The organism is Pseudomonas sp. MPFS, from assembly GCF_022537035.1.
Taxonomy (GTDB): domain Bacteria; phylum Pseudomonadota; class Gammaproteobacteria; order Pseudomonadales; family Pseudomonadaceae; genus Aquipseudomonas; species Aquipseudomonas sessilinigenes.
On the sequence record NZ_CP066123.1, the window covers coordinates 3551111 to 3561153 of the forward strand.

The 10043-nt window shown below is 63.7% G+C and carries 9 protein-coding genes; all 9 read left to right on the forward strand.

The window, feature by feature from the left end; translation table 11 throughout:
- Positions 1–396: 396 nt before the first annotated feature.
- The 9 genes from I9018_RS16190 to I9018_RS16230 all read left to right on the forward strand — a co-directional run bounded on the left by I9018_RS16190 (position 397) and on the right by I9018_RS16230 (position 10024).
- Entirely contained in the window at positions 397–828 is a 432-nt protein-coding gene (locus I9018_RS16190; protein ID WP_241106863.1) for a hypothetical protein, read from the forward strand.
- On the forward strand, positions 819–1817 hold the full coding sequence (locus I9018_RS16195; RefSeq protein ID WP_241106864.1) for a DegT/DnrJ/EryC1/StrS family aminotransferase: 999 nt from the start codon (positions 819–821) through the stop codon (positions 1815–1817). The genes I9018_RS16190 and I9018_RS16195 overlap by 10 nt, the downstream gene beginning before the upstream one ends.
- Positions 1814–3070, forward strand: coding sequence for a hypothetical protein (locus tag I9018_RS16200; RefSeq protein ID WP_241106865.1), 1257 nt, complete (start codon positions 1814–1816; stop codon positions 3068–3070). Before I9018_RS16195 ends, I9018_RS16200 begins: the two co-directional genes overlap by 4 nt.
- A gap of 236 nt (positions 3071–3306) precedes the next feature.
- Entirely contained in the window at positions 3307–3876 is a 570-nt protein-coding gene (locus tag I9018_RS16205) for a DJ-1/PfpI family protein (protein ID WP_068579993.1), read from the forward strand.
- A 700-nt stretch (positions 3877–4576) separates the two neighbouring features.
- Positions 4577–5698, forward strand: a complete 1122-nt coding sequence (locus tag I9018_RS16210; RefSeq protein ID WP_241106866.1) for a hypothetical protein — start codon at positions 4577–4579, stop codon at positions 5696–5698.
- Complete coding sequence (locus I9018_RS16215) at positions 5691–6692, forward strand: alpha/beta fold hydrolase (RefSeq protein WP_068579999.1); 1002 nt, start codon at positions 5691–5693, stop codon at positions 6690–6692. The genes I9018_RS16210 and I9018_RS16215 overlap by 8 nt, the downstream gene beginning before the upstream one ends.
- Positions 6689–8044 (forward strand): serine hydroxymethyltransferase, encoded by a 1356-nt coding sequence (gene glyA / locus I9018_RS16220; protein WP_068580000.1) that lies wholly within the window; start codon positions 6689–6691, stop codon positions 8042–8044. Before I9018_RS16215 ends, glyA begins: the two co-directional genes overlap by 4 nt.
- Before the next feature lie 87 nt (positions 8045–8131).
- Entirely contained in the window at positions 8132–8866 is a 735-nt protein-coding gene (locus I9018_RS16225) for a flavodoxin family protein (RefSeq protein WP_068580001.1), read from the forward strand.
- A 39-nt stretch (positions 8867–8905) separates the two neighbouring features.
- Positions 8906–10024, forward strand: coding sequence for a crosslink repair DNA glycosylase YcaQ family protein (locus tag I9018_RS16230; RefSeq protein ID WP_241106867.1), 1119 nt, complete (start codon positions 8906–8908; stop codon positions 10022–10024).
- Positions 10025–10043 lie beyond the last annotated feature (19 nt).

The window sequence follows — 10043 nt, forward strand, 5'->3', positions numbered from 1 at the left end:
GCTTGGCGCCTCCTCCCCCAACTCGACAGACGAAGAAGCGGACCTAGACTCTCACTCGGTTTAGCCCACTGAATCATGCCCCATACGCAAAGGACAGGCTGGCGGCGGCCCTGCTGTTGCCGGTGGCCACTTTGAACAGTCCCCCGGCCTTTACTAGCGCCTCGGTACAGGGCAACGCCCGGGTCGACCTGACCCTGCGTGCCTTCAGTGCCAATGATCGCAACTGGCAGTGGGCACGATGGCATCGGACAACCGGCCAGCGCTGCTCAGCATTGAGCCCCTTGGGGTATCGGCCAGCAAGGTTCCACCGGAACAAGGAGGTGCATGAGGCACACACCTAGCGCGCACTGTTGATGAAGATGACCAGTTCAAATCAAACATATTGGAGTACACCTTATGAACGGACACACCAATCCCTCCTTTGACGAAGCCATGCCACTGGGGGCGTCTGATGCGCAATTCATCAATGACCTGCACGAGCTACTGGAGCGCCACGGCAACCTGGATCGCTTTGGACTCTGCCTGCTGCACGATCACTTTGCGGTCGCCGAGGACGAGATTCTCCTCGAGAGCAACGACCATGATGCCCGCACCCTGCATTTGGACGTGGTCAAGCGCGGCTCGCTGCCGGAAAGCAAATTCACCAGCTGGCGCATCGGCGGCCCCCGGGCCGAGGCCCTGACGGCTTGCGCCATGGACAAATGCAAAGTCGAAGCCCTCACCGCGTGCGCCATGGACAAATGCAAGGTCGAGGCGATGACCGCCTGCGCCATGGACAAATGCAAGGTCGAAGCCCTGACCGCTTGTGCCATGGACAAGTGCAAGTAGCCCAGGGTCCTGCCGATGGCCTGTGGCGGGCACGGGAGGCCGATCGGCTGCCGTGCTCGTCCTGGCTCGCGCAGTTTTATAGGCGACGCCATGGCGCCTTGCTCGGGTCCGGCACCGCGGCGCTGGAACTGGCACTGCGCCAATTGGGTGCCACCACCACCTGGCGGGTCGCGGTTCCCGCGGCCACCTGCCATCAAGTGGTCGCCGCCGTTCTCAATGTCGGCGCAGTGCCAGTAATTATCGAGAACGCCGCCGAACTGTTGCTCAGCCGCGAGGCCCTGGCCCCCCACGTCAATGGCCTGGACGCGGTCATTGCGGTCCACCAATACGGCTTGCCCTGTGACATCCCGGCCTTGCGCCGATTGCTGGGCGAGCAGCTACCAATCATCGAAGACAGTGCCGGGGCCTGGGACCTCGACCGCCCCGGCGCCTCGCGGGTGATCACCTCCCTTGGCCATGGCAAGGCGCTGGACATTGGCGGCGGTGGCGCGCTGTTCGGTGACACACCGGTGGATGGCGATATCGACGTCTGGTCGCCGGGCCAGCGAGCCCGCGCTTTTCCAGCGTCGAGCCCAGCCTTGTCGATTCATGCCTTGCCGGCGTTGATGCCCGCCATCGCACGGGCCCAAGCCCGCAGCCAGCGACTGCGGCAGCAAATGCCCGGGCTGCTGGCGCGCTTGCGCGATTACGGCCTGGAACCCTGGGCCGAGGAAGGATCACCGACGCTCAACGGGCAGTTCATCCCGATCCGCACCCGTGAGCTGCCGCTGTTCGAACGCCTGCGCTACAGCCCCCATGCTGACGCCCTGGGTGTCTGTGCCCCGGCCTCGGCCGCGCTGAGCGAGCTGCCCATGCTGCGCAACCGGGGCGAGGTGGCCCAGGGACCGCAAACCAGCCTGGAGCTTCACCGCAACTGGGTCCTGCTGGACCCCCTTGCCGCCCTCGATCACCCCGGGCACCTTGATGCCTGGGCCGGAGACTCTCGATGAACAGTCCCGTCGCATTTGAACCATCCCACGACCTGGACCAGCCCTTCGCTGGCGGCCCCCGGGTGCGCCAGCTGGCCGACTACGCCGGCAGTGGCCAGGCGCTGGAGGCAGAACAGGTGCTCGGGGTGGCCAATGCGCGCGTAGTGTTCGCCAACTACCCGGCCATTCGCGCCGATTTCGACGCCCTCTGGGAGCCCGCTCCGGGCCTTTCCCAGCACGCCGCCATCGACCGCTGGCTGCTACACAATGCCGCCTATGTCTCCACTAGCCAGGCGTCGGCGCAGGGCATCAACACGCCAATCGCCCGCGATAATCGACAAGTCACGGCCTGGCGCCCGCCTCGCTATGGCCGGGCCGCGGTGCTGTGCGTGCCGGGCAGCGAACAGGTGCTGTTCGACATCAAGGGCATCGGCGTACCGCCGGACGAAGCCCCCGTGCTGCCTAACTCCAACGGTTTGTTGACGCTGGCCGAAGCGGTGCACGAGGTGCTGATGGAACACCTGGTGTTCGCCGCCATGAAGCATGCCGGTGGCGCAATCACACCGCTGCCGGCCTATGCCCTGATCGACCTGGGCTTCGACGCCTTGTGGCATGACGGGCGTGCGCCGGAGCCAGCGGTGCTGCTACTGCGCCGCCCCTGCACCCGCCCGCGGTGCCAATGGCAACGCTACTGGCAAGGCGCCGAACTGGCCGGGGCGCTGATGCAGGCCGAACTACTGCTGCGGCGTTATGGCTTGACCGCCAGCAGCTGTGGCGCCGTGCGTTTCCTGGTTTGCCGGGAGAACGGCGAGTTGCAGGTACGACGCGATGACCAAGCGCTGCCGGTCAGTGACCAGGTGGCCCAAACGCTACAACGCCTGCTGGCGGATAATGGGGACAGGCCCCTGCTGATCGATGGCGTCAACGTGCAACTGGCCGGGCCGTCCAGCACCGCGCCATTGCAATTGCAGGTGATGGACTTCGGTCGCTATCGGTTTGCCGAACATTTCGCGCATCACTTGTATGCCTGGATCGACGCCGACTACCAGAACCTCAACGGCTTGTACCTGGCCCCGGACGACTCGCGCTACATCCAGCCCGACCCACACGTGAGCCTGGCAAGGAGCGCCGAGGGGCCGTGCTTTGCCGAACTGCAACGCCAGGTCGCCAGCTTCCGCCAGGACGGCGAACCCCAGCGCCTGTGCCAGGCGTTGCGCGCCACCCTGGAAGAAGCCTGCCGCCCCTTGCGCAACCAGACGCCAGCCTGCCCCTGATGCAGCAGCGTCCGTCCCGGGACGGTGCATCAGCCATGATGCCTGCTCAAAGCGTCATCCCGTTGATTTCAATCGTGAACCTGACAGCCATTTGACCACTGTCATTGTCGAATCGGCTGTATCCTGCCGATACTCGGACCTGCCATTCACCGGCGTCTACACTCGATGGCAATGCGCTGTAGGGCGATCCCCTGGGCCATTGCTGATCATCATGGATACTTGAGAAGGACACTCAAATGGTACGTGCCGTCACTATTCTCACCGAGAATTTCTCCGACTGGGAACCCGCGCTCATCAACTCCACCGGTCGGGCCTACTATGGTTTCGACACTCGCTTCGCGGCCCCCGGCGGTAAGCAACTGACCTCATCCGGCGGAATGATCATCGTCCCGAACCTGGCCATCGAAGCGATCGACCTGGAAGAGGTGGACCTGCTGATCGTGACCGGAGGCCCTATTTGGAAAACCGACCAGGCACCTGAGATCGAGGCACTGGTACGCGCGGCCCATGCCAAGAAGATCGTGGTGGCGGGCATCTGCGATGGCACCCGGGTCCTGGCCCAGGCGGGAGTGCTGGATCACCTGCAACATACCTCCAACTCTGCCGAGAACCTGAAGCAGGTGCATTACCGCGGGGCGGACTATTACGAGGACGTACCCTATGCCGTTGCCGACCATGGGGTGGTCACTGCCCCTGGCAGCGCGCCTGTCAGCTTCATGGCGCAAATTCTTAACACCTTGGGCCTGAACGACCAGAAACTCGATGCCTACCTGGCCATGCACGCCGCGGAACACATTCACTGCTGAAGAGCTTCAGCGCCCGCCTCGGATTCCCCCGCTTCTGGTGCTACGGCCTGTTATCTGGCTGTAACACTAGAAGCATTGATTCATTCCCCCGCTACTGCCCTTGATGCTCGCTGCAGATTTTTTCGGTGGCAAAACCGCGAGCTAGAGCGTCCTGATAATTTTTTTTTACAAACAGGAAAAAACTTACTTGCGCTTACGACATTACCTACTAAGGTTTTCCCTCGTGACATGTAGGGGTTTACCCTAGGCTCCATCAGGATGAGCTTGGAGCCGTGTCAAAGGATGCTTTATTTAGATCGCCTCAACGGCGACATTTTTCCTACCCGAGCTAAGGAATGGCTTAATGTATTTGTTTGCCGATATTGTTGTCCGGAACCTGCCAGCCCCCCTTGCAACCTTTGTCCTCAGCACCTGCGCCCATGAGCGGCTAACCGCAGTAAACGCCCCCCTCCCCCTCGGAACCCTGCCCGACATTCCGTCAGGCTCCCTCCTTTGCGCGCGCCTCAGAAACTGATCGGCCCGCTCGAGACCCCTTAAAAACCGACGCATTCCTACGACATGAGCGATTGAGACTGTCGTAGATGAACTGTGCGTGCCCAATGACTTTCCTGCTGGTCGGGAGGAGCGTGGGCATCTGCAAATGCGCTCGCCATTGGATCGAAACCGCCGCCGGATAACCCCTGCGCGCCGAGAATCGAACATGTCAAAAGTAACAGCTACAGGCTCGTTCAATGAGCCGCTTGAACCATCAGGCATGGTGCAAGCCCTGGCCGATGCCAGGTTCAGCGTCGAGGCCAAGGCCATGGTTGCCCAGGGCCTCTACACCGGACTTGCCCAGGAAGTTTCCACGGTCATCCCGCTCAAGGACGCCGTACTACCGGACCTGGAACCCTTGCGCCAACTACTGAACGCCGGCTGGGGCGAAGAACTGGGCCGTTACCTCAAGGTGCTCGAGGTTTGCGGGAACAGCGCTGATGAGGCCCTGCGTAAAGTCCAGATAGCTGTCAGATCCGGCACTGCGCTGTTTGCCGCCGGCCACCTCGCCACTGACAGCGGAACACAGTGTTTCCTGTCGATCCATCATGGCCTGGCCGACGAACACAGCCTGCAGATCCTGGCGCGCCTGCTGCAAGCCGAGGACAACAATTCGGCCCTGGCACAGATGCGCCAGGGGCATGGATTCTACGAGGCCTATGTCCAGGCCCAGGCCCGGCCCGAACAGACTGCCCCTGGAGGTTCCATCCCGATGGCGCCACCGATGACACCTGTGCGCCTGCTGCAAACCGGACGCCTGGCCTTCGACGCCCAAAGGCCGCGCATGAGCCTGCAACGCACCCTGGACGTTGCCGCCAGCCATGCCGACAAGCACCCCATGGCGACCCTGCTGGCCTGTCTGCAACGGGCTGGAGTCATCGCCGAGGGCAACACCCTGTGTTCCTCCCGTGACTGGCGCCCAGCCCAGCAACAAGACGCCATCGGCATGATGACCGGCCTGGTCCCGCTCTCGCTCGAGCCTCTTCAAGCACCGTTGTTCCCCGGGCAAACCAGCCTTGAGGCCCGTGCTCGCCGCTGCCCAGCCGCACGCCAGGCACTGGATTGCTGCCGCACCAGCGAGCTGTTCATCAATGGCGCGGCCAAGCGCGGCATCCCGGCCTCCCAGGTGATGAGTGCCACGTTCCCGGTGGGCATCGAAATACGGCGCACGGGGCCTGCGCAGTGGTTCCTGGAGATCGAAGGGCCGTTCTGCGACGCCGCTGGCGCCACCAACCTGATCAATGAACTCGCTGATGTACTTATGGATAGGAGTGAATGGAATGACTGAAAACATCCAGTTCGATGAACAAATCCTCGCCGATGAAGTGGCTCGCGTCTCTGCCATTTTCGCCGAGGTGCTCAAGCTGCCCCATGTGGGCCAGGCAGACAATTTCTTCAACCTCGGCGGCGACTCCTTCGACGCGATCCGGGTGATGTCGCGCTTGTCTTGCAACCTGCCCATCGTGACGCTTTTCGAGCATCCGACGGCTACCGACCTGGCCCGGCGCATCCTCAGCGAAGCTACTCGACAAGCCGCGCGCCTGGTGTGTTTTGGCGATGCCCAGGCCGCAGCCGGAGCGACCGCCGTGGTTGCCGTGCCTTTCGGCGGCGGCGATGCCACGGCCTATCGCAACCTGTTCCAGGGCCAGCAGGAGGTACAGGTCTTCGGTGTGGATTTCGGTGACTTCGAAGTCGAGGATGCCTCGGACTTCCATGCCCTGCTCGATACCCTGGCCACTCAGATCGAAGGCATCGGTGCCAAGCGACTGGTGATCTATGGCCATTGCGCCGGGGCAGCCACTGCTGCGTGCCTGGCCTCCAGCATGGCTGACAGCCACAAGGGATTGTCACTGGTCGTGGCCGCCTCGCGCCCGGTGCTGGATGCAGACGCGGCGATACGCGCCGCCGAAGTCACGTCCGACCAGACCTGGACCGATTACCTGCGTTCGCTGGGCGCCTTTACCGGGCTGCTGGACACCCAGGTCGAGAGCATGCTGGCACGCGGACGCAGGGACCACCTGGTCGCCTGCGAAGCCTATCGCTACCTGGCGCAGTACCCGGCACGCGACGTACCGGCACTGGTGCTGCTGGGGGATCAAGACCCGGCCACCGCCGAACCCGAAACCGTGCTGGAGCACTGGAGCCAATTCATCGACGTCACCCAAGCCGCCACCCTGGCCGGTGGCGGGCATTACTTCGTACGCACCCACGCGCACGAAGTCGAGGAAACCGTGCTGGCGTTCGCAGCACACAACACCAATGGAAGGGATAGCAAGCAATGACAGTCAATCATCAACCACTTCTCACCCAAGCCGATCTGCTCAAGCGTGGCTTGGCCGACCTGCAGGAACATGACGCCGAACTGGCGCAGATCCTCGATGCCGAGGTCGCTCGCCAGCAGCGCACCCTGTCGCTGGTCGCCTCTTGCTGCGCAGTCAAGCCGCGCACCTTGGCAGCTTCGTCCTCCGTGCTGGTCAACGTCACCGCCGAAGGCGTGCCCGGACGCCGCTATCACGCAGGCTGCGAGAACGTGGACCTGGTCGAGTCCCTGGCGATCCAACGTGCCCGGCAGCTGTTCGGTGCGCAATATGCCGGCGTCCAGTCGCACTCGGCCTCCAGCGCCAACTATTCAGTCCTCGCCGCCCTCCTGGAGCCAGGCGACACGCTGCTGGGCATGGCCCTGGACAACGGCGGCCACCTGACCCATGGCAGCCCCGTGACCTTCTCGGGCACCTATTACAACGCCATCGGCTACGGCACCACCAAGGAAGGCCTGATCGACTACGACGAAGTCCGCAGGCTGGCCCTGGAGCATCGGCCACGCCTGATCATCTGCGGCGCCACGGCCTACTCCAGGGTTGTGGATTTCGATCGTTTCCGGCGGATCGCCGATGAAGCCGGTGCCATCCTGATGGCCGACATCTCGCACATCGCCGGCCTGGTGGCGACCGGACGCCACCCAAGCCCGATCGACGCCGCGCACGTCACCACCACCTGCACCCACAAGCAACTCGCCGGTCCCCGTGGCGGCCTGATCCTCTCGGGCCGCGACGCCAATGAAAAGGTCCCGGGCCGCGACGTGACCTTCGCCCGAGTGCTTGAGCTGGCAGTGTTCCCCAGGATGCAAGGCGCACCGGCGGTCAACATGATGGCCGCCAAGGCCGCAGCGCTGGGTTACGCCATGACCCCCGAGTTCGATGCCGAGATGCAACGCATCCGCGACGCGGCCGACGTGATGGCCAGCGAGTTCCAGGCCCGGGATTATGAAGTGGTGGGCGGACGCAGCGAAAACCACACCATCCTGATTCGCCTGCGCGCCAACATGACCGGCGCGATTGCGGAGGCCGCGCTGGAGCACTGCGGCATCGTCGTCAACAAGAACCGTATCCCCGGGGAGACACGTTCTTCCTTCGTCACCAGCGGCCTGCGCATCGGCACCGGGGCCCTGGCCCAACGTCATATCGACGCGCAGGGCTGCCGGCAGATCGTTGACCTGCTCTGCCGGATCCTCGACCAGGTGACCCCACAGGGCGATAACGAATTCACCCTGGACCCGGCGCTGCGCAAGCAGTTCTGTGCAGAAGCCGAGGCCCTGTGCGTGAAGTATCCGATCGCTGACTACCTGGCCAACTGAAGCCGCGGCCAGCACCCCGGCAAACATGGCACGGCGGTCCGAGGATCGCCGTGCTCGGAAAATGCGAACTCTAAGGAGAGAGAAACCATGACGGACAAAATCAAGTATGTCGCCATCAATGGCTCGGAGCGGGTGGATGGCAACAATGCCAGGGCACTGGAGTGGGCAGCCGAGTACCTGGAGAAGCAGGATGTGATCCTTGAGGTCTTTTCACTGGCCAGCGCCAAGATCGACCCCTGTGGGGCCTGCGGCGACTGCAACTTTCGCAACGAGCCTTGCGCGCAGAAGGATGACGCCGCCCGTGCCGTGCGACTCATGGAAGAGAGCGATGGCGTGATCTTTGCCTGCGCGGTCCATGGCTTTGGCGCAACCCCATTGATGTCGGCGTTCCTGGAACGGGTCGGAACCGGATTCCTGCGCCACGATCGCACCCTCACCAACAAGGTCGCCGGGGTCATGGTGACTGGCCGGCGCATGGGGCACGTGGAGGTCTACAACCAGATGCTCCAGTGCGCCCTGCTCAACCGCATGATCATGGTCGGCTACGGCTTCCCGGCGATGCTGGTGGGCGACAAGAAAGGCGAAGTCCTGGGCGACAAGGAAGGCATGGAAATGCTGCGCCGGATGCTCGATCGCATGGTCTCCATGACCCGCCTGCTGCGCGAGCACGAACGGCTCACAGGCCAGCCGGTACTGCAGGTCTCGGTGCCCGGGGAGCGCCATCGCGAGGGCACGGACGGCAAGTTCTTCGTTCCGGCCAAGTCCGACATGTACCAGGCCAAGGCCGCACAGCACTGCAACTTCGATGTGGTTGGCGACTGAGCTGCGTAGCGCAACGGCACAATAGCTATCGAGAATCTTATGAGCATTAGAACGACCTGCGTTGGCCTTACCGACGCCCTCCTGCGGGACTGGATCGTAGCGGAACACTTCGAGCGCCTGGCGGATGCAACGGTGGCACAGATTGCCCAGGCCTATGTCGGAGTCTATTCGGCCCGACCGACCAGTTGGCTGGCAGTCATGGCGCGCAATCGCAACCTCGATCGCAAGGCGGTACTGGCCATGGAAAACGCCAGCGACCTGCTACGAATCCCCGGCATGCGACGCTCCAAGTTCCTGCTTCCCGGCGAACTGGCGGCCAAGGTCTTCGCCGCCACCCGCTTGCCCCTGGCCAACCACGAATGGCGCCTGCGGGACGTCGGGCTCGGCCTGGACGATTACCGGCGACTGCTACCGGCACTGGTCGCGCTGGGCACCGGCGCCACCCTGAACCTGTCGGACATCGGCAAACAACTGGACCTGCCGGGGCCCCAGGCCCGTGCGGTGACATCGGTCGCCGCCTATGACGGCGCGCTGGTGCGTGTCCCGGCGACGAACCAATGGTCCAGCCGCTGGCTTTACTCCGCCGCTCCGGAAGGCTTGTTGCCCGGTGATGGCGTCCCCCTGGACCGCGACCAGCTGCAGCGCGATCTGGCCGCGCGCTACCTCGAGCACTACGGACCGGTCACCGTCGATGACCTGGCCTGGTGGCTCGGGGTTTCGAAGGAAACCGCACGCACGCTGCTTCAAGCCTGCGCAGCCTGCCAGATCGCCGACCAGATGTGGCACAGCCAGGCGGGACTGGCACGTCTTGAACAATTCATCCAAAGCACCCCCCCCCCGGCAAGTGCGCAGATTCGCTTCCTGCCGGCCTGGGACCCCCTGGTAATGGGTTATGCCCCGGGTTCGAGGCAGCGCGCCTGCCTGGGGCTGGAACGGGTCGGCGGTTACGACTCGGCCGGGAACGGCCGGCCGGTGGTGCTCATCGGCGGCCGCGCGGTCGCCACCTGGAACACCGCGGCCAAGGGCAGCAAGCGCTCCCTTAGCGTCGATGCCTCGACACTCGCCGACCAGGAGCGCGAAGCCGTACTTGAAGCGGCCTCGCTACTGGCGCAACAGATCGGGGCTTTTCATGAAATCCAGAACACAACAACAGCGTGACAACAGGGAAGGCACGAAC

Bases quoted from the DNA above. Each gene is read 5' to 3' on its own strand.
- I9018_RS16190 (WP_241106863.1), top strand. From the start codon at position 397: ATGAACGGACACACCAATCCCTCCTTTGACGAAGCCATGCCACTGGGG.
- I9018_RS16210 (WP_241106866.1), top strand. From the start codon at position 4,577: ATGTCAAAAGTAACAGCTACAGGCTCGTTCAATGAGCCGCTTGAACCA.
- I9018_RS16230 (WP_241106867.1), top strand. From the start codon at position 8,906: ATGAGCATTAGAACGACCTGCGTTGGCCTTACCGACGCCCTCCTGCGG.
- I9018_RS16200 (WP_241106865.1), top strand. From the start codon at position 1,814: ATGAACAGTCCCGTCGCATTTGAACCATCCCACGACCTGGACCAGCCC.
- I9018_RS16215 (WP_068579999.1), top strand. From the start codon at position 5,691: ATGACTGAAAACATCCAGTTCGATGAACAAATCCTCGCCGATGAAGTG.
- I9018_RS16225 (WP_068580001.1), top strand. From the start codon at position 8,132: ATGACGGACAAAATCAAGTATGTCGCCATCAATGGCTCGGAGCGGGTG.
- I9018_RS16205 (WP_068579993.1), top strand. From the start codon at position 3,307: ATGGTACGTGCCGTCACTATTCTCACCGAGAATTTCTCCGACTGGGAA.
- glyA (WP_068580000.1), top strand. From the start codon at position 6,689: ATGACAGTCAATCATCAACCACTTCTCACCCAAGCCGATCTGCTCAAG.